Here is a 20045-nt window from a genome sequence, read left to right on the forward strand (position 1 = left end):
TACCGTAAAAAGTAGACCTGATTGGTCAAAATAAAACCATGAATGCGATCACGAATCGCAGCGGCACGCCATGTTCGCGCATCAGTAAGTTCTTATGCTCACCTCAGGCCAGCAAAAAACCATAAAGGCCTCTACCCCTACAGGTTGTTTCATGAGGATTTAAAAATGCTCAGTCAAATACAACGTTTTGGCGGTGCCATGTTTACCCCGGTGTTGCTGTTTCCGTTCGCCGGGATCGTGGTGGGAATCGCCATCATGCTTCGCAACCCGCTGTTTGTCGGCGAAGCCTTAACGGCCCCCGATCATCTTTTCGCGCAGATTGTTCACATCATCGAAGAGGGCGGCTGGGCGGTGTTCCGCAATATGCCGCTGATTTTTGCCGTCGGCCTGCCGATTGGCCTGGCGAAGCAGGCGCAGGGCCGCGCCTGTCTGGCGGTGCTGATTAGTTTCCTGACCTGGAACTACTTTATCAACGCGATGGGGATGACCTGGGGCCACTTCTTTGGCGTCGATTTCTCCGCCGAACCGACGGCAGGTAGCGGGCTGGCGATGATTGCCGGGATCAAAACGCTCGATACCAGCATCATCGGGGCCATCGTGATTTCAGGCATCGTCACCGGCATCCACAACCGCTATTTTGACAAGCCGCTGCCGGTGTTTCTGGGGATTTTCCAGGGCAGCTCGTTTGTCGTTATCCTCGCATTCTTCGTCATGATCCCCTGCGCCTGGCTTACGCTGCTGGGCTGGCCGAAAGTGCAGATGGGCATTGAGTCCCTGCAGGCGTTCCTGCGCTCTGCCGGGGCGCTGGGCGTGTGGGTGTATACCTTCCTGGAACGCATTCTGATCCCAACCGGATTGCACCACTTCGTCTACGGTCCGTTCATCTTCGGCCCGGCGGCGGTGGAAGGGGGGATTCAGGTCTACTGGGCACAGCACCTGCAGGAATTCAGCCAGAGCACCCTGCCGCTGAAAACCCTCTTCCCGGAAGGCGGCTTCGCCCTGCACGGTAACTCAAAAGTGTTCGGTTCGATCGGGATTGCGCTGGCGATCTGGTACACCGCGTCGCCGGAAAACCGCGTCAAGGTCGCGGGGCTGCTGGTCCCGGCCACGCTTACCGCGGTGCTGGTGGGCATTACTGAACCGCTCGAATTCACCTTCCTGTTTATCTCGCCGCTGCTGTTTGCCGTTCACGCCGTGCTGGCGGCGACCATGGCAACGGTGATGTACACCTTCGGCGTGGTCGGCAACATGGGCGGCGGCCTGCTGGACCAGTTCCTGCCGCAAAACTGGATCCCGATGTTCCATAACCACGCCGCGATGGTCTTCACCCAGATCGGCATTGGCGTGTGCTTCACCGGAATTTACTTCGTGGTCTTCAAAACGCTGATTGCGCGTCTGAACCTGAAAACGCCGGGCCGGGAAGAGAGCGAAATCAAACTCTACAGCAAGGCCGACTATAAGGCGGTGCGCGGGCAAACCACCGCCCCGGCGGCGGCCAGCCAGCAGGTCGGACAGGCCGCCGGGTTCCTGCAGGCGCTTGGCGGTGCGGCCAACATCGAAAGCATCAACAACTGCGCCACCCGCCTGCGCATCGCCCTGGTCGATATGGCGAAAACGCAAAGCGATGACGTCTTCAAAGCCCTCGGCGCCCACGGCGTGGTGCGACGCGGCAACGGCATTCAGGTGATTGTCGGCCTGCACGTTCCTCAGGTGCGCGACCAGCTGGAATCGCTGATGAAAACCCCCTTAACGAATGAACAAACCACCCTGACAGAGGCTATATCATGAAAAAATTCTCAGTTGTCATTGCAGGCGGCGGCAGCACCTTTACGCCTGGTATCGTCCTGATGCTGTTAGCCAACCGTGACCGTTTCCCGCTGCGCGCCCTGAAGTTCTATGACAACGACGGCGCGCGTCAGGAGACCATCGCCGAAGCGTGCAAAATCATCCTTAAGGAGCAGGCTCCGGAGATTGAATTCAGCTACACCACCGATCCGAAAGCGGCGTTTACCGATGTCGATTTCGTGATGGCGCATATCCGCGTGGGCAAATACCCAATGCGTGAAAAAGATGAAAAAATCCCGCTGCGCCACGGCGTGCTGGGCCAGGAAACCTGCGGCCCGGGCGGCATCTCCTACGGCATGCGCTCTATCGGCGGCGTGCTGGAGCTGGTGGATTACATGGAGCAGTACTCCCCAAACGCGTGGATGCTGAACTACTCCAACCCGGCGGCGATTGTCGCGGAAGCCACGCGCCGTCTGCGTCCGAACGCCAAAATCCTCAACATCTGCGATATGCCGATCGGCATTGAAGGGCGCATGGCGCAGATTGTCGGCCTGAAGGACCGCAAAGAGATGCGCGTGCGCTACTACGGCCTGAATCACTTCGGCTGGTGGACGTCGATTGAAGACCTGAACGGCAACGATCTGATGCCGAAGCTGCGCGAATACGTGGCGAAAAACGGCTATGTTCCGCCTTCGGAGGATGCGCACACCGAAGCGAGCTGGAACGATACGTTCGCCAAAGCAAAAGACGTGCAGGCGCTGGATCCGGACACCATGCCGAACACCTACCTGAAGTATTACCTGTTCCCGGACTACGTGGTCGCGCATTCCAACCCGGAACGCACCCGCGCCAATGAGGTCATGGATCACCGTGAAAAGCATGTGTTCAGTTCCTGCCGGGCGATTATCGAGGCGGGCAAATCCTCCGCCGGTGAGCTGGAAATTGATGAACATGCGTCGTACATCGTCGATCTGGCGACGGCAATTGCCTTTAACACCCAGGAGCGGATGCTGCTGATTGTGCCTAACAACGGGGCCATCCATAACTTCGATGCCGATGCGATGGTGGAAATTCCTTGCCTGGTGGGCCATAACGGTCCTGAGCCGCTTACGGTGGGCGATATTCCACATTTCCAGAAAGGGCTGATGAGCCAGCAGGTAGCGGTGGAAAAACTGGTGGTGGATGCCTGGGAGCAGCGCTCGTACCAGAAACTCTGGCAGGCGATCACCCTGTCGAAAACCGTGCCGAGCGCGTCCGTCGCGAAAGCGATTCTGGATGACCTGATCGAGGCCAATAAGGATTACTGGCCAGAGCTGCACTGATCGTCCTGACCGACATCGCCCGATGTCGGTCTCCTTGTCCTTGTCGATTTACGCTATGCTGAAGCCTGCCCGTTGCACGACAAGGAACCTTCATGAAAATTTCCCGCCTCGGCGAAGCGCCGGACTACCGCTTCTCACTGGCTAATGAACGCACGTTTTTAGCGTGGATCCGCACCGCGCTGGGATTCCTTGCCGCAGGGGTGGGTCTCGACCAGCTCGCGCCTGATTTTGCCACGCCGCTGATTCGCGAGGTGCTGGCGCTGCTCCTGTGCCTGTTTGCGGGCGTGCTGGCGGTTTACGGCTATCTGCGCTGGCTGCGCAATGAGAAGGCGATGCGTCTGAAGCAGGATCTGCCCTATACGCGCGGGTTATTCATCATCAGCGCGGTTTTGCTGGCGGTGGCGGGCGTGGTGATGGTGCTGGTGTTCTATGGCGGATAGCCGCAAAGCGCGACGGGAAGCGGACCCCGGCCTGCAGCCTGAACGGACGTCGCTCGCCTGGCTGCGTACGTTGCTGGGGTATGGCGCGCTGATTGCCCTGGCGATTAAGCACAACTGGCACCGCACCGGGGTGCCGTTCTGGATCTCGCTTGTTGTGCTGGCGCTGGTGGCGATTGTTTTATGGCGCTATACCCGCTGCCGTAACCTGATGGACGTGGCGCAGAACGACTTTGTGCAGCCGAAGGCTGTGCGGGATAAATTCCTGATTGCGCTGGCCGTGCTGTCTCTGTCTTTACTCTTCGCAGTGACTCACATTCAGCAAATTGTGAGCTTTTAAAGCCCGGTGGCGGCTACGCCTTACCGGGCCTACGATTAGCGGCCTTTTGCTAAATACTTCGCCATCTCGTCTTCCGGCACCATCCCGCCGCCGGTCGCCCACACAACGTGGGTAACGTTCGCACCGGCACTGACGCGCACCGGCCCGGCCATCCCCGCCAGCGCCGACGGTTCCAGACGAATGCCTTCCTCCTGCGCCAGCCAGCCGAGCATGTCGTACATGCTCTGATCGGAAAGCGTATAGAACCCATCAAGCAGGCGCTCCATCGCGCGGCCCACGAAGCCGGAGGCACGTCCTACCGCCAGCCCGTCCGCCGCCGTCACGTTATCAATGCCCAGGTCCTGCACGGCAATTTCATCGTGCAGGCCGGTGTAAACCCCGAGCAGCATGCACGGGGAGTGCGTGGGCTCCGCGAAGAAGCAGTGAACGGTATCGCCAAAGGCCAGCTTCAGGCCAAACGCCACGCCGCCGGGGCCGCCGCCGACGCCGCACGGCAGGTAGACATACAGCGGATGCTCCGCATCCACCACGCGGCCCTGTGCGGCAAACTGCGCCTTCAGCCGCTCGCCTGCTACCGCGTAACCCAGGAACAGGGTGCGGGAGTTTTCATCGTCAATGAAGAAACAGTTCGGATCGCTTTCCGCCGCTTTGCGTCCCTGCTCCACCGCCACGCCATAATCTTGTTCGTATTCCACGACGATCACGCCGTGGCTGCGCAGTTTGGCTTTCTTCCACTCGCGGGCGTCGGCGGACATATGCACCGTCACCTTAAAGCCGATGCGGGCGCTCATAATGCCGATGGACATCCCCAGGTTGCCGGTTGAGCCCACGGCGATGCTGTACTGGCTGAAGAAGTCCTTAAAGCGCGGCTCCAGCAGAACGCTGTAGTCGTCTTCAACGCTCAGCAACCCGGCTTCCAGCGCCAGTTTTTCCGCGTGGGTCAGCACCTCATAGATACCGCCGCGCGCTTTAATCGAGCCGGAGATCGGCAAATGGCTGTCTTTTTTCAGCAGCAGGGTGCCGGGAATGGCCTTGCCGGACTCTTTCTCCAGCCGCGCCTGCATTGCCGGAATCGCGACCAGCTCGGATTCAATAATCCCGCCCGTTGCCGCCGTCTCAGGGAAGGCTTTCGCCAGATAAGGCGCGAAGCGTTTCAGGCGAGCGTGGGCGTTGTCCACATCGGCTTTGGTCAGCCCAACATGGGGCAGCCCTTCAGCCAGCGTCGTGGTGCGGGGGTTAATCCAGGTGGTTTCTTTCAGGGCGATCAGATCCTCAACCAGAGGAAACTGTGCGGTTAAAGTAGTGATAGTTGCGTTTTCCATAATACGTCTCTTCGCGCTCAGATAATGAAGGAAAGCAGGAATGTGCCGCCAAGTGCAAGCACCGAGGCAATAAACGTCGCCGTCGTATAGTATTTGAAGGTCTCATTCAGGGTCGCGCCGCAGTATTGCTTCACCAGCCAGAAGAGAGAATCGGTCACGATCGTGCAGCCAATGGCGCCGGAACCGATGGCAATGGTGATGATCTCCGGGCTCACATTCGGGTAGAGCGGCAGCATCGGCGCGACTATCGCCGTGGCGCCCATCATCGCCACCGTCGCGGAGCCTACGGCGGCATGCAGCACCAGCGCCACCAGCCAGGCAAGCAGGATAGGGTGCATGTGCAGGTTCGAGAGAATATGCGCCAGCGAGTCCGCCAGTCCGCTGGTTTTCAGGATGGCGTTAAACGCGCCGCCCGCGCCGATAATCAGCAAAATGTTGGCGATAGAGCCGAAGCCGTGCTCGGTATGCGTCAGCATCGTGCCCATGCCCATATGCTGGCGGATGCCCAGCAGGTAGTAGGCGACAAACACGGCGATAAACATCGCGGTGATCGGGTTGCCGATAAACTCCAGCAGCGTATACAGCGTGCCTTCTTTTGCCATATTCAGCTCGGCAATGGTTTTCACCAGCATCAGGGCAATCGGCAGCAGCACCGTGAACAGCGTGGCGCCCAGCGACGGCAGGGTGTGCTCTTCCCGCACCTTCAGGTCTGAAAATTCCGCCGGAACCGGTTTAAACGGCAGACGGTTGCCGAGCAGTTTCAGGAACAGCGGGCCGCCGACCAGCGAGGCCATCAGGCCTACCATCAAACCGTAGACAATGACCGTTCCGACGTCCGCGCCTAATTTATTGGTCACAAACAGCGCGGCCGGATGCGGCGGCACCACGCAGTGCACCGCCATCAGCGCGGTACAGAGCGGAATGGCCAGCTTGAGCAGCGACGTGTTGGTCTTTTTGGCGATGGAAAACGCCAGTGGGATCAGCAGTACCACGCCCACTTCCACAAACAGCGTAATGCCGCAAATAAGGCCCACCAGCACCATAATCACGTCCGCCGACAGCCAGCGGCAGCGCTGCAGGGCGATCCCGATGCGCTCTGCCGCGCCGGAAACCTCCATCATCTTGCCGAGAATGGTTCCAAGGCCGATAACCGCCGCCAGGAAGCCCAGCGTGCCGCCAATCCCACTCTCGATGGCGTTTACCATATCCAGCGGGCTCATTCCCATCATTGCGCCGACGAAAAAGCTCGCCAGCAGTAGCGCGAGGAACGGGTGAAACTTCAGTTTTACGATGGTTAAAACAATCAACACGATGCTGACAAGCAGCGTTGCCACAACCCAGACCTGAGATCCCATATCTCACCTCACCCTTATGTCATCTGGGGGTATTGGACGAAAAATCGGCGTGGGCTGACAAACGATATAAATTGGCGTTCAGGTGAGCCAGATTGAATCAATTGAGTGACTATGCTCTAAAAAACGCACTTAATCTGAATTAGGGTCACATAAATTCACCCTTAAACGGTATGCTGAGCGCAGAAAACACGCGTGAGAATTATGATGACCGATGCAAATGAAGCCAGAAACCGGCTATTAAACGGCTGGCAGCTGTCGAAAATGTACACCTTTGAAGTCGCGGCCCGGCATGAATCCTTCGCGCTGGCGGCGGAGGAGCTGTCGCTCAGCCCCAGCGCGGTAAGCCACCGCATCAACCTGCTGGAAGAGGAGCTGGGTATTCAGCTATTTGTCCGTTCGCACCGTAAAGTCGAGCTGACGCAGGAGGGAAAGCGCGTTTACTGGACGCTAAAATCGTCCCTCGACACCCTGAATCAGGAGATCCTGGACATCAAAAACCAGGCGCTGTCCGGCACGCTGACGGTCTACTCCCGGCCGTCGATCGCTCAGTGCTGGCTGGTACCCATGCTGGGTGACTTTACCCGCCGCTATCCGTCGATTTCGCTCACCATCCTGACCGGCAATGATTACGTCAATATGCAGCGAACGGGTGTCGATCTGGCGCTCTATTTCGACGATACGCCGCCAAACCATCTGTCTCATCACTTACTGATGGACGAGGAGATTTTGCCCGTCTGCTCCCCGCAGTATGCCCGTGAGCATGAACTGCTGAAAAACCCTGATAACCTCAGCCACTGCACGCTGCTTCACGACCGTCAGGCCTGGAGTAACGATTCCGGTACGGATGAATGGCTGAGCTGGGCGCAGCACTTTGCGGTGAATATGCCGTCATCGTCGGGTATCGGTTTCGATCGCTCTGATTTGGCGATTATTGCGGCCATCAATCACGTTGGCGTCGCGATGGGCAGAAAGCGGCTGGTGCAGAAGAGGCTCGAACGGGGCGAGCTGATCGCCCCGTTTGGTGACAAGACCCTGAAATGCCATCAGCACTACTATGTCTCGACGCTTTCTGGCCGTCAGTGGCCGAAAATAGACGCCTTTATCGGCTGGCTGAAAGAACTGGCAGGTTGAAGAATTATTACGCTTTCGCTCTACACCAAATGTGAAAAAGCGTGCTAAATACAGGTAATGCTTTCGATTTATCCAGGGTAAACCGTGTTAAAGCCTTTTATTGCCTTTGCATTACTGATCTCTTCCGGCTGGGCGATGGCCGCTGAGCCGCCGCTGACGGCTGCCCGTTATGCGCAGCAGCTGGGCGTCGGGATGGATGTGGACTGGGCGCGCACCGAACGCGGCATACGTGAATTCGACCCGCTGGTGGTCCGCGATTTTCGTGCAAAAGGCATTACCCACGTGCGCATCCGCGTGGCCGATGAGCCGACGGAAGCGCGGTTAATTCACCTTCGCAAGCTGGTAGAAGCCTGCGAGCAGTATGGCGTGATCCCGATAATTGCTTATCAGGCTGATGAATATAAAAACGACCCGAAAGCCGATAACGAGAAAGAGACGGTCAACTGGTGGATTGCCGTGGCACACTATTTCGGCCAAAGCTATCCGCAGCTGGGTTTTGATCTCATCTATGAGCCGGCCGACAAGCTTAACCACAGCCTGGCGTCGCTAAACCGCGTGTATGAAAAATCTATTAAAGCGATCCACGACATCGACCCCCAGCGCATGATCTTTATTGCGCCGCGCCTGCGTGCCGCACCGGAGGATTTATCCAGCCTGAAGCTGCCTGCGCACAGCCAAAACTACCTGCTGGCGGAGTGGCATATTTTCCCGTGGGGGCCGCTGAAAAATGGTGGTAAATACCCGTGGACGTCCGGCACGGCGGCGGAGAAAGCGGCTATCCATAATCGCATCAATACCGCCCTGCACTGGCAGCAAAAAACCGGTCACGTTAGCTGGGTCGGGGGCTGGGGCGTGGGGGAGTCAAACCACCTTACGCCAACCGCTTCGCAAATGGCCTTCGCCACCTTTATGGCCTGCGAACTGCAAAAAGCGAAAATCCCGTATGCGCTTAACGCGGATTTCCAGTTTTACGACGGGGAAGAGGGGGCCTGGCGGCCTGCGCCAGAGCCCTTACTGCAGGCGATGATAACGCCTGCCTGTGAAAAGCCCGGCGAGAAGCCGGGCCATCATGCGCTTAAACCGGCTGCTCGTGATGCGGAACGCGCGACGCCAGCGGCAGCCAGCACAGTAAAATCAGCAGCCCCATCAGCGTCATCAGCAACCCCAAACTAGACTGCCCGGTCTGCGGCATCATCGCCGACAGCCAGGCCAGCGCGCCGGAACCAATGTTCTGCAAACCGCCCACCAGCGCGCCCGCCGTGCCTGCGAGGAACGGGAACGGCTCCATCGCACCGCTGGTGGCGAGCGGGAACAGCATCCCCGCGCCGAAGAAGAACAGCGCTGCAGGGATGAGCAGCGTCCAGACGGTCATCACGCCAAACAGCCCTGGGATCCACATCATCAGACCCGCCAGCAGGCAGCTGATCACCGACTGCCACATCAGGGTGGAGAAGCGCTTGTTCTGACGCCCGGCAAACCACGCGCCGAAGAACGCCGCCGGGATTGGCAGAATAAACAGAATGCTCACCACCATGCTGCTCAGGCCCAGCCCCGCGCCCAGCAGCACGCCGGAGCAGGCTTCAAAGACTGCGATACCCGCCAGGCCGCCAATCAGCATCAGCAGGTAGCAGGTGAACGCGCCGTTGCCGAACAGCGTTTTATAGCTGGCGATCAGCTTCGTGCGCGGCGCGTCCTGCGGACGCGTTTCCGGCATCCAGCGCGCCATGCTGAAGGTGACAATGATGCACAGCACCAGCAGGAAGGCGTAGCAGGCGCGCCAGGACCACATCGTGTCCAGCAGGCCGCCGATCAGCGGGGCCAGCAGCGGGCTGACCAGAATCCCCATATTCAACAGACTGTTAGCATGACGGAGCTGGGTACCCTGATACATATCGCGCGGTAAGGTTCGCGCCATCACCCCGCCAACGCCGGTTCCGACGCCCTGCAGAGCGCTGGCGGCAATCAGTACGGTCAGGCTGTGGGTGGTCATCGCAATCACGGTCGCCACCATGAAAATGCACATACCGACTAAAATCACCGGACGGCGTCCGATACGGTCGGAGAGCGGTCCATAGAACAGCTGCGAAACGCCATAGGTCAGCAGGTAGGCTGCCATCACGCTTTGTACCGAGCCCTCGCGGACGTTTAATTCCTTTGCCATGTCGGCAATCGCCGGAATGTAGATGGTTTGCGCCATCTGACCGACGGCCACCAGTAACACCAGCATCAACAATAAGTTAACGTTCCGTTGCTTTTTCATGTCGCTGAATACTTTTGCCAAAAGAGAGAAATGAAGAATAAGTGACTGCGCATTCCCATAAATGCGCGAGGAATCTACCACAGAGAGATGACAAATTAAGCATTGTCGTGGTGAATGAAAAAAACGTGAAAGGCAGGATTTGTAAACAAGAACGGCAACTAATGTTGCCAGTGATTTACGCCAGACGTAGCAAAATGGCGCCGCCGGCGATACCCAGCGCCGCCGCGATGCGCAGGCCCGCAACCTTCTCTTTTAAATGGACAAACGCGATTAGCGCGCCGAAGAGTATGGAAGTTTCACGCAGCGCCGCGACTACCGCCAGCGGCGCCTGCGTCATCGCCCACAGCGCCAGACCGTAAGAGCCCATGGTGCCAACCCCGCCGAGCAGCCCCTTTTTCCAGTGCAGGCGCAGGTAGCCGGACGCCTCGCGCCGACGCGCGACCATCGCCCAGCCGAGCAGGCAGAAGCCGTTCATAAAGAAGGTCCATAGCGTATAGCCCAGCGCGGTGTCCGACAGCCGCACGCCGGTGCCGTCCACCAGCGTATACCCGGCAATAAAGCAGGCATTTAGCAGCGCCAACCAGATCCCTTTGCGTGGCTGCATGCGCCCGTTCATCGCCATCGCCAGAATCGACAGGCAAATTACCCCGATGCCGGACCAGGCGAGCCAGGAGAGACGATCGCCGAGCGCCAGCACGCTGATCAGCGCCACCAGCAGCGGGGCGGTGCCGCGCATCAGCGGATAGGTCTGGCTCATATCGGAAACCTGATAGGTCTTCGCGACCAGCACGGTGTACACCACCTGTAAGGCGCAGGAGACTAACAAAAATGGCCAGCTTGCAGCAGAAGGCTGTGGGGAAAACGGCAGTAAGACCAGAGCGATAACCGTGGCGGATCCGCTGACGCTTATTGCGGAATAGAGCTTGTCCGTTCCGGCCTTAACGATGGCGTTCCAGCTGGCATGCAGCAGCGCGGCGAAGAGCAAAATGCAGAATACGGTGATGGTCATGGCGTATCGGGTGGTGAATTGTCACTCAACTGTAACATTCACGCCCTGAAGCTGCCAGCCGCTTACACCGCACAAAAAAGGCGGTGCGTCACCCGCGGTTCGTCCGAGACCAGCGTAAATCCTGCCTGGCGATAAAACCCGTAGGCAGCGTCCGGCGCATGGGTATTGAGGAAATCAAACCAGATGCTGGCATCGGCCATCACCACGGTCAAAAGCTGCTTGCCAATTCCCAGCCCGCGGCACTTTTCGCTGACGTAGAGATGGCGAATACGTCCGGCGCGCGGCTGCTGGCTGAACGGATCGCGATTCAGACCGCACACGCCGACCAGCTTGCCGTTGAGAAACGCGCCTAACAGCTTTTCGCCCGGCGCGTTAAAGCGGTTCTCACCCCGCTGCCAGCTCTCTTCGAGCCTGCGCAGCATATTGAAATTCAGTGCAATACTTTCCGCCTTCAGGGCGATATAACCCGGCTCGTCTGGCGTGACAGGCTCAATTAACAGACGCGACATAGCATTCCCTCGTTATTAAAGAGGGGCGGTTGCCCGCCCCTCTCAGGTGCGACTTGAACCTGAATTACCGAACGAATTTCAGGACAGCATCAAGCAGTTGCAGTACAGCAACAATGAGTTTGAGGATAAGTATCACCATATCCACTACGCTCATACGCGTCTCCTTTTGGTTAAAAGGAGCACGATGCTGGCGTACCTTTCCGCCGCCTGTTGCCAGCACCTGGATTGACGTAACACAGTGTGCTCACTTCAGAGGGTTAAGGCACTGACGGCACCACCCGTTTCAGCCAGGACTTCGTTGCGCCGGTAGAACTGCGGCCCCCTCGCTCACTGCGAACACCCTCAGTATAGATAAATACTGTACGTATGAACAGTATTTTGTGGACAAAATCTGGATGGCGATCCATACTCAAAAACGTCAAAATCCGTGCCGGAATTGCGCGTTCGTCTTCGATCGCGTATACTTTTTTGCGTTGACGTAACACAGTGTGTTCTGCGGCGACCAACCGCAAAACCCTGATAAAAACCTCGCTTAGGCGGGGTTTTTTGTTTTCATCACCCAACAAACGAAACGTGATCCCTGACGCATTTTTGCGCAGATGAAAATTTTTCCATTGTCACGCCCGAAAACCTGTGTTTGTATAAATTCAATCAATGAATCCAAACACAGGTCCCCAATGACTTCATCCATCTTCACTTCGACCCTACTAAAAACTGCGCAACCAGCCGCAGTGGTCGTCGTGCGTGTGGTGGTGGTGGTCGTCGGCAATGCGCCGTAGGGACTGGATCAACACACGAATCCAAAACCCCGCCGGCGCAAACCGGGCGGGGTTTTTCGTTTAGGACCCTCCCCGGAAAGTCGGCCCAGAAGAAAAGGACTGGAGCATGGCAAGTTCGGGCACAACATCTACCAAGACGCGTTTTACCGGCGCGCAGCTGATCGTTCATCTGCTGGAGCGGCAGGGCATCACCACGGTTGCGGGCATCCCTGGCGGCACGGTGCTGCCGCTGTACGATGCGTTAAGCCAAAGCACGCAGATCCGCCACGTGCTGGCGCGCCACGAGCAGGGGGCAGGCTTTATCGCTCAGGGCATGGCGCGTACCCAGGGTAAACCGGCGGTCTGTATGGCCTGCAGCGGGCCGGGCGCAACCAACCTGGTGACCGCCATCGCCGACGCGCGCCTCGACTCCATTCCGCTGATCTGCATCACCGGCCAGGTGCCGTCCTCGATGATCGGCACCGATGCGTTCCAGGAAGTGGATACCTACGGCATCTCTATCCCCATCACCAAACATAACTATTTAGTTCGCGATATCAGCGAGCTTCCTCAGGTTATCAGCGATGCGTTCCGCATTGCGCAGTCCGGCCGCCCGGGCCCAGTGTGGATAGACATTCCTAAGGATGTCCAGACCGCAGAGATCGAGATCGACGTTCTGCCGGAGCCGGGCGAGCGAGCCCCCGCGCCGGAATTCAGCGCTGAGAGCGTGCGCGACGCTGCCGCCATGATTAACGCCGCCAAACGCCCGGTGCTCTATCTGGGCGGCGGGGCGATTAACGCCGCAGATGAAATCCGCGAGTTTGCAGAAAAAGCCAATCTGCCGACTACCATGACGCTGATGGCGCTGGGCATGCTGCCAAAAGCGCACCCGCTGTCCCTGGGCATGCTGGGGATGCACGGCGCACGCAGCACCAACTACATCCTGCAGGAGGCGGATTTATTGATTGTTATGGGGGCGCGTTTTGATGACCGGGCGATTGGCAAAACCGAGCAGTTCTGCCCGAATGCGAAAATCATTCACGTGGATATCGATCGCGCCGAGCTCGGCAAAATCAAGCAGCCGCACGTGGCGATTCAGGGAGATGTGGCGGAAGTACTGACGCAGCTGATCCCGCAAACCGACGCAACCGACCGCGCCGACTGGCGTCAGCTGGTGGCCGATCTGCAGCGCGAGTTCCCGGGTGCCATCCCAACCGAAGGCGACCCGCTGAGCCACTACGGGCTGATCAACGCCGTGGCCGCCTGCGTCGACGACAGCGCGATTATCACCACCGACGTCGGCCAGCATCAGATGTGGACCGCCCAGGCCTATCCGCTGAACCGTCCGCGCCAGTGGCTGACCTCCGGCGGTCTGGGAACCATGGGCTTCGGCCTGCCTGCGGCGGTCGGTGCAGCACTCGCCAACCCGGACCGCAAGGTCATCTGCTTCTCCGGTGACGGCAGCCTGATGATGAACATTCAGGAAATGGCGACCGCGGCCGAAAACCAGTTAGACGTGAAAATCATCCTGATGAACAACGAGGCGCTTGGCCTGGTCCACCAGCAGCAGAGCCTGTTCTACAAGCAGGGTGTGTTTGCGGCGACCTATCCGGGGATGATTAACTTTATGCAGATTGCTGCCGGCTTTGGCCTGCACACCTGCGATCTGAACGCGGAAGAGGATGCCCACGCGGCGCTGCAGGCGGCGATTTCTCGTCCGGGCCCGGCGCTGATCCACGTCCGTATCGACCCTGAACAAAAAGTGTATCCGATGGTGCCGCCGGGTGCGGCAAATACTGAGATGGTGGGAGAATAAGCCATGCAGAAACAACACGATAACGTCATTCTGGAACTCACCGTCCGCAACCATCCCGGCGTCATGACTCACGTCTGCGGGCTGTTTGCCCGCCGCGCGTTTAACGTGGAAGGCATTCTCTGTCTGCCGATTCAGGGCAGCGAGCACAGCCGCATCTGGCTCCTGGTGAACGATGACCAGCGTCTGGAGCAGATGATGGCGCAGATCGACAAGCTGGAGGACGTCACCAACGTGGCGCGCAACCAGTCCGATCCCACCATGTTTAACAAAATTGCGGTGTTTTTCGAATAGATCGCTCATTGCTTGAACACCCGCGCGCTTATCGTTAAGGTAGGCGCGTTTTTTTATCCGCCCGCCAGGAACGCGCCATGACCACCATCGCCCTTATCGACGACCACCTTATTGTCCGCTCCGGATTTGCCCAGCTTCTGAACCTCGAACCGGATTTTCAGGTGGTGGCCGAGTTTGGCTCCGGTCGCGAGGCGCTGGCGGGCCTGCCGGGACGAGGGGTGCAGGTCTGTATCTGCGATATCTCGATGCCGGATCTCTCCGGGCTGGAGCTGTTAAGCCAACTGCCGAAAGGGATGGCGACGATCATGCTGTCTGTTCACGACAGCCCGGCGCTGGTCGAGCAGGCGCTTAACGCGGGCGCGCGCGGCTTCCTTTCCAAACGCTGTAGCCCGGACGAGCTGATTGCCGCCGTGCGCACAGTCTCCACCGGCGGCTGCTACCTGACGCCGGATATCGCCATCAAGCTGGCGGCCGGCAGGCAGGATCCGCTCACCAGACGCGAGCGTCAGGTGGCTGAGAAGCTCGCGCAAGGGATGTCGGTGAAAGAGATTGCGGCTGAGCTGGATTTGTCGCCAAAAACCGTGCATGTCCATCGCGCCAACCTGATGGAAAAACTCAACGTCAGCAACGACGTCGAGCTGGCGCGCCGCATGTTCGACAGCTGGCAATGAGTTCCGCTTTTTCACGGCTGATCGCCGTCGTCGCCAGCTTTTTTATCTTCTCCGCCGCGTGGTTCTGCCTGTGGAGCATTAGTCTGCATCTGGTGGAGCGCCCGGAGCTGGCGGTGCTGCTGTTTCCATTCGGCCTGCGTCTGGGGCTGATGCTGCAATGCCCGCGCGGCTACTGGCCCGTTTTGCTCGGGGCAGAGTGGCTGATGCTGGTCTGGCTGGCTCAGGAGGTTGCCCTCGCGCATCTTCCCTTATTGATGACCGGAAGCCTGCTCACGCTTCTCCCTGTTGCCCTCATTTCCCGCTATCGTCACCAGCGCGACTGGCGCACCCTGCTGCGGCAGGGGGCGGCGCTGATTGCCGCCGCGTTGTTACAATCCCTGCCGTGGATTGGCGAGAAAGAGATGCTCAACGCCCTGCTGCTGACCCTCACCGGTGGCCTGACGCTGGCACCCACCTGCCTCGTGATTTGGCACTACCTCACCAGCACCGTCTGGCAGCCGCTCGGCCCGGGGCTGGTTTCCCAACCGGTGAACTGGCGCGCCCGGCATCTCATCTGGTATCTGCTGCTGTTCGTGGTAAGCCTCTGGCTTCAGCTGGGTTTGCCCGCCGAGCTTTCACGCTTCACGCCGTTTTGCCTTGCGTTGCCGATTATTGCTCTGGCCTGGCACTATGGCTGGCAGGGGGCGCTGATCGCCACCCTGATGAACGCCATCGCGCTGATCGCCAGCCAGACCTGGCACGACCATCCGGTGGATTTGCTGCTCTCGCTGCTGGCCCAGAGCCTGACCGGGCTGCTGCTCGGCGCGGGCATTCAGCGCCTGCGCGAGCTGAACCAGTCCCTGCAGACCGAGCTGGCGCGCAATCGCCGTCTGGCTGAACGCCTGCTGGAGACGGAAGAGAGCGTGCGGCAGGAGGTGGCCCGCGAGCTGCACGATGATATCGGCCAGACGATCACCGCCATCCGCACCCAGGCGGGCATTGTCCAGCGTCTTGCGGCGGAAAATGCGGGCGTGAAGCAGGGCGGGGCGCATATTGAACAGCTTTCGCTGGGTGTGTATGACTCGGTGCGACGCCTGCTCGGCAGGCTGCGGCCGCGCCAGCTTGACGACCTGTCGCTGGAGCAGGCGGTACGCTCCCTGATGCGCGAGATGGAGCTGGAAAGCCGCGGCATTGTCAGCCATCTCGACTGGCGCATTAGCGAACCTGCGCTGAGCGAAGGCCAGCGCGTAACCCTGTTCCGCGTCTGTCAGGAGGGGCTGAACAATATCGTCAAGCACGCCAGTGCCAGCGCGGTCACGATACAGGGCTGGCAGCAGGACGAGCGCCTGATGCTGGTGATTGAAGACGACGGCTGCGGCCTGCCGCCGGGCTCCGGCCAGCAGGGCTTTGGCCTGGCGGGTATGCGCGAGCGCGTCAAGGCGCTGGGCGGCACGCTGAACCTTTCCTGTACCCACGGGACGCGCGTCAGCGTCAGTTTGCCGTTAAGGACGCATCATGTTTAAAACCCCAGCCAGCGCAGCCCCATTAAGCAACAAAGCGGAAATTGACGCCCGCTACCGCTACTGGCGACGTCATATTCTGATTACCATCTGGCTCGGCTACGCGCTGTTCTACTTCACCCGCAAAAGCTTCAACGCCGCCGCGCCGGAGATCCTCGCCAGCGGCGTGATGACGCGCACCGATATCGGCCTGCTGGCAACGCTGTTTTACATCACCTACGGCCTGTCGAAGTTCTTCTCCGGTATTGTTAGCGACCGCTCTAACGCCCGCTATTTCATGGGCGTTGGGCTGATCGCGACCGGGGTGGTGAACATCCTGTTTGGTTTCTCCACCTCGCTTTGGGCCTTCGCCCTGCTGTGGGCGCTGAACGCCTTTTTCCAGGGCTGGGGCGCGCCGGTCTGCGCCCGCCTGCTCACGGCGTGGTACTCGCGCAACGAGCGCGGCGGCTGGTGGGCCGTCTGGAACACCGCGCATAACGTCGGCGGGGCGCTGATCCCGATGGTGGTCGGCGCCGCGGCGCTGCACTACGGCTGGCGCGCGGGGATGATGATTGCCGGTGGCCTCGCCATTCTCGCCGGGCTGTTCCTCTGCTGGCGCCTCCGCGACAGGCCGCAAACCGTTGGCCTGCCTGCGGTGGGCGACTGGCGGCACGACGAAATGGAGATTGCCCAGCAGCAGGAGGGGGCGGGGCTGACCCGTAAGGAGATCCTCACCAAATACGTGCTGAAAAACCCGTACATCTGGCTGCTGTCGCTCTGCTACGTGCTGGTCTACGTGGTGCGCGCGGCCATTAACGACTGGGGCAATCTGTACATGTCCGAGACGCTCGGCGTGGACCTGGTCACCGCTAACTCGGCGGTGACGATGTTCGAACTGGGCGGGTTTATCGGCGCGCTGGTAGCGGGCTGGGGTTCGGATAAGCTGTTCAACGGCAACCGCGGCCCGATGAACCTGATTTTTGCCGCCGGGATTTTGCTCTCCGTCGGCTCGCTGTGGCTGATGCCGTTCGCCAGCTACGTGATGCAGGCGGCGTGCTTCTTTACTACCGGCTTCTTCGTCTTTGGCCCGCAGATGCTCATCGGCATGGCAGCGGCGGAGTGTTCCCACAAAGAGGCGGCAGGCGCGGCGACGGGCTTTGTCGGGCTGTTTGCCTACCTTGGCGCATCGCTCTCCGGCTGGCCGCTGGCGCGGGTGATCGATATCTGGCACTGGAGCGGTTTCTTCGCGGTGATCGCCATCGCGGCGGGAATTTCCGCCCTGCTGCTGCTGCCTTTCCTGCACGCGCAGGCCCCGCGCGAGATGGGTGAAGCGTGATGCGCCTCACCTTTCTGGCCCGAGTGGCGTAAAACTAAGAAATTTTCCCGGTTTTACCTGGACACTGTCTCAGGCATCTCTCCTGGCTGATTTTTACAATGCCTGCCATTCGCAGGTAAAAATCAGCTCAGGAGCAAACCATGCTGGCCTTCCTCAACCAGGTGCGCAAGCCGACCCTGGATCTGCCGCTCGACGTGCGGCGCAAAATGTGGTTCAAACCGTTCATGCAGTCCTATCTGGTGGTCTTTATCGGCTACCTGACCATGTACCTGATCCGCAAAAACTTTAACATCGCGCAGAACGACATGATCTCCACCTACGGGCTGAGCATGACGCAGCTGGGGATGATTGGCCTGGGCTTCTCCATCACCTACGGCGTGGGAAAAACGGTTGTGTCCTACTACGCGGACGGCAAAAACACCAAGCAGTTCCTGCCGTTTATGCTGATCCTCTCCGCCATCTGTATGCTCGGCTTCAGCGCCAGCATGGGCGCAGGGTCTGTCAGCCTGTTCCTGATGATCGCCTTCTACGCCCTGAGCGGCTTCTTCCAGAGTACCGGCGGGTCGTGCAGCTACTCCACCATCACCAAGTGGACCCCGCGCCGCAAGCGTGGTTCGTACCTCGGCATGTGGAACATCTCCCACAACCTCGGCGGAGCGGGTGCGGCAGGCGTGGCGCTGTTTGGCGCAAACTACCTGTTCGACGGCCACGTGATCGGCATGTTTATCTTCCCGTCGATTATTGCCCTGATTGTTGGCTTTATTGGCCTGCGCTACGGCAGCGACTCCCCGGAATCGTACGGCCTCGGCAAAGCCGAAGAGCTGTTCGGGGAAGAGATCAGCGAAGAGGACAAAGAGACCGAAGAGAACGAGATGTCCAAATGGCAGATCTTTGTTGAGTACGTGCTGAAAAACAAAGTGATCTGGCTGCTGTGCTTCTCAAACATATTCCTCTACGTGGTGCGCATCGGCATCGACCAGTGGTCCACCGTGTACGCCTTCCAGGAGCTTAAGCTCTCTAAAGAGGTGGCGATTCAGGGCTTCACCCTGTTCGAAGTGGGCGCGCTTGTCGGCACCCTGCTGTGGGGCTGGCTCTCTGACCTCGCCAACGGCCGTCGCGCGCTGGTGGCCTGCGTCGCGCTGGCGCTGATTATCGCTACCCTAGGCGTCTACCAGCATGCCAGCAACCAGTACGTTTACCTCGCATCCCTGTTCGCGCTCGGCTTCCTGGTGTTTGGTCCGCAGCTGCTGATCGGCGTGGCGGCAGTGGGCTTCGTACCGAAAAAAGCGATCGGCGCTGCCGATGGGATTAAAGGCACCTTCGCCTATCTGATTGGCGACAGCTTCGCCAAGCTGGGTCTGGGGATGATCGCTGACGGTACGCCAATTTTCGGCCTCACCGGCTGGGCGGGAACCTTCGCGGCGCTGGATGCGGCAGCGATCGGCTGTATCGTCCTGATGGCGATGGTCGCGGTACTGGAGGAACGTAAAATTCGCCGTGAGAATCGTGCGCAGAAATTAAAAACAGCCTGAGTGTGCAGGTAACGTCTTTGCCCGGTGTGTGATGCCGGGCTTTTTTATTTCCGCCGACGGCATTAATACCTTATCCCCCGTCCCGCGACGTCTTTTCAGTGCACTATTCTGGTTCTGCCCGCTGTTGACGCCGTGCGTTTCCCGCTATGATGAGCGGCTAGTCAAAGGAGAACGCATGGTCTGGATAATGCTGGCAACGCTTGCCGTGGTGTTTGTGGCGGGATTTCGCGTCCTGACCTCAGACTCCCGCCGCGCCATCAAACGTTTAAGCGAGCGTCTGGGCATCACCCCGATGCCGGTTGAGTCGATGATCGATCAGTTCGGTAAAATGCCGGGCAATGAGTTTATCCGCTACCTTGAGCGCCCGGACGAAGCGCATCTGCAAAACGCCGCGCAGGTGCTCCTGATCTGGCAGGTCTGCATTGTCGACGGCAGCGAGGAGAACCTGCACGCCTGGCACCGCATGCTGCGTAAAGCCCGCCTTGCCGCACCCATTACCGATGCGCAAATTCGTCTGGCGCTTGGCTTCATGCGGGAGATGGAGCCCGATCCGCAGGAGCTGAACGCCTTCCAGCTACGCTACAACCAGCTCTTTCTGCCGGAAGAGGGTGTGTTTTATCTGCACTGATCCCCTCTAAAAACCACAAAAGTTGTCTAAACGTTAAATCCGTCACACTTTTGATGATAAACTGC

At 59.2% G+C, this 20045-nt stretch carries 20 protein-coding genes; 14 read left to right on the forward strand and 6 right to left on the reverse strand.

Annotation, left to right across the window (positions count from 1 at the left end):
* Positions 1-165 precede the first annotated feature (165 nt).
* The 4 genes from USH94_RS13220 (at position 166) to USH94_RS13235 (ending at position 3884) form a co-directional block, all read left to right on the forward strand.
* The gene (locus tag USH94_RS13220; protein ID WP_111964250.1) at positions 166-1788 is read left to right on the forward strand and encodes an alpha-glucoside-specific PTS transporter subunit IIBC; all 1623 of its coding nucleotides are present in this window, start codon (positions 166-168) and stop codon (positions 1786-1788) included.
* Positions 1785-3107 carry a 6-phospho-alpha-glucosidase gene (locus tag USH94_RS13225; protein WP_111964251.1) on the forward strand — a complete coding sequence of 441 codons (1323 nt, stop codon included), beginning with the start codon at positions 1785-1787 and terminating at the stop codon, positions 3105-3107. Before USH94_RS13220 ends, USH94_RS13225 begins: the two co-directional genes overlap by 4 nt.
* Before the next feature lie 92 nt (positions 3108-3199).
* Entirely contained in the window at positions 3200-3547 is a 348-nt protein-coding gene (locus USH94_RS13230; protein ID WP_111964252.1) for a YidH family protein, read from the forward strand.
* Positions 3537-3884 carry a DUF202 domain-containing protein gene (locus USH94_RS13235; RefSeq protein WP_111964253.1) on the forward strand — a complete coding sequence of 116 codons (348 nt, stop codon included), beginning with the start codon at positions 3537-3539 and terminating at the stop codon, positions 3882-3884. Before USH94_RS13230 ends, USH94_RS13235 begins: the two co-directional genes overlap by 11 nt.
* 35 nt (positions 3885-3919) lie before the next feature.
* Here the strand turns inward: USH94_RS13235 and dsdA are convergent, their stop codons facing one another.
* Positions 3920-5206: a D-serine ammonia-lyase gene (dsdA, locus tag USH94_RS13240; protein WP_111964254.1), complete on the reverse strand. Its 1287-nt coding sequence runs from the start codon at positions 5204-5206 to the stop codon at positions 3920-3922.
* Between the two features lie 17 nt (positions 5207-5223).
* On the reverse strand, positions 5224-6561 hold the full coding sequence (gene dsdX, locus USH94_RS13245; RefSeq protein WP_023309824.1) for a D-serine transporter DsdX: 1338 nt from the start codon (positions 6559-6561) through the stop codon (positions 5224-5226).
* A 204-nt stretch (positions 6562-6765) separates the two neighbouring features.
* Here dsdX and dsdC point away from each other — a divergent pair, with 204 nt between their 5' ends.
* The gene (gene dsdC, locus USH94_RS13250; RefSeq protein WP_111964359.1) at positions 6766-7692 is read left to right on the forward strand and encodes a DNA-binding transcriptional regulator DsdC; all 927 of its coding nucleotides are present in this window, start codon (positions 6766-6768) and stop codon (positions 7690-7692) included.
* A gap of 84 nt (positions 7693-7776) precedes the next feature.
* Entirely contained in the window at positions 7777-8865 is a 1089-nt protein-coding gene (locus tag USH94_RS13255) for a cellulase family glycosylhydrolase (RefSeq protein WP_111964255.1), read from the forward strand.
* Here USH94_RS13255 and emrD read toward each other — a convergent pair.
* From emrD to tisB, 4 genes are all read right to left on the reverse strand, one after another.
* Positions 8768-9952: a multidrug efflux MFS transporter EmrD gene (gene emrD / locus USH94_RS13260; protein ID WP_111964360.1), complete on the reverse strand. Its 1185-nt coding sequence runs from the start codon at positions 9950-9952 to the stop codon at positions 8768-8770. The two genes, USH94_RS13255 and emrD, sit on opposite strands and share 98 nt — an antisense overlap.
* A 175-nt stretch (positions 9953-10127) precedes the next feature.
* On the reverse strand, positions 10128-10961 hold the full coding sequence (locus USH94_RS13265; RefSeq protein ID WP_111964256.1) for an EamA family transporter: 834 nt from the start codon (positions 10959-10961) through the stop codon (positions 10128-10130).
* Between the two features lie 62 nt (positions 10962-11023).
* A complete protein-coding gene (locus tag USH94_RS13270; protein WP_021242692.1) occupies positions 11024-11470 on the reverse strand; it encodes a GNAT family N-acetyltransferase in 447 nt (148 codons plus the stop codon).
* 64 nt (positions 11471-11534) lie between these two features.
* Entirely contained in the window at positions 11535-11624 is a 90-nt protein-coding gene (tisB, locus tag USH94_RS22540; RefSeq protein WP_008500146.1) for a type I toxin-antitoxin system toxin TisB, read from the reverse strand.
* Positions 11625-12147: 523 nt separating this feature from the next.
* Here tisB and ivbL point away from each other — a divergent pair.
* From ivbL to USH94_RS13310, 8 genes are all read left to right on the forward strand, one after another.
* Positions 12148-12249, forward strand: coding sequence for an ilvB operon leader peptide IvbL (gene ivbL / locus USH94_RS13275; protein WP_111964257.1), 102 nt, complete (start codon positions 12148-12150; stop codon positions 12247-12249).
* A gap of 106 nt (positions 12250-12355) precedes the next feature.
* Complete coding sequence (ilvB, locus tag USH94_RS13280; RefSeq protein WP_115876750.1) at positions 12356-14044, forward strand: acetolactate synthase large subunit; 1689 nt, start codon at positions 12356-12358, stop codon at positions 14042-14044.
* A 3-nt stretch (positions 14045-14047) separates the two neighbouring features.
* A complete protein-coding gene (ilvN, locus tag USH94_RS13285; protein WP_008500144.1) occupies positions 14048-14335 on the forward strand; it encodes an acetolactate synthase small subunit in 288 nt (95 codons plus the stop codon).
* A gap of 77 nt (positions 14336-14412) precedes the next feature.
* A complete protein-coding gene (gene uhpA, locus USH94_RS13290) occupies positions 14413-15006 on the forward strand; it encodes a transcriptional regulator UhpA (RefSeq protein WP_022646555.1) in 594 nt (197 codons plus the stop codon).
* Entirely contained in the window at positions 15003-16508 is a 1506-nt protein-coding gene (gene uhpB, locus USH94_RS13295) for a signal transduction histidine-protein kinase/phosphatase UhpB (protein WP_111964258.1), read from the forward strand. The genes uhpA and uhpB overlap by 4 nt, the downstream gene beginning before the upstream one ends.
* Positions 16501-17820, forward strand: coding sequence for an MFS transporter (locus tag USH94_RS13300; protein WP_111964259.1), 1320 nt, complete (start codon positions 16501-16503; stop codon positions 17818-17820). Before uhpB ends, USH94_RS13300 begins: the two co-directional genes overlap by 8 nt.
* A 140-nt stretch (positions 17821-17960) precedes the next feature.
* A complete protein-coding gene (gene uhpT / locus USH94_RS13305) occupies positions 17961-19352 on the forward strand; it encodes a hexose-6-phosphate:phosphate antiporter (RefSeq protein ID WP_023309834.1) in 1392 nt (463 codons plus the stop codon).
* Positions 19353-19527: 175 nt separating this feature from the next.
* Positions 19528-19980 carry a DUF1198 domain-containing protein gene (locus tag USH94_RS13310; protein WP_111964260.1) on the forward strand — a complete coding sequence of 151 codons (453 nt, stop codon included), beginning with the start codon at positions 19528-19530 and terminating at the stop codon, positions 19978-19980.
* The last annotated feature ends 65 nt before the right edge of the window (positions 19981-20045 follow it).

Origin of the sequence: Enterobacter sp. 148H3, assembly GCF_034107425.1 — a bacterium.
Classification (GTDB): Bacteria; Pseudomonadota; Gammaproteobacteria; order Enterobacterales; family Enterobacteriaceae; genus Enterobacter; species Enterobacter vonholyi.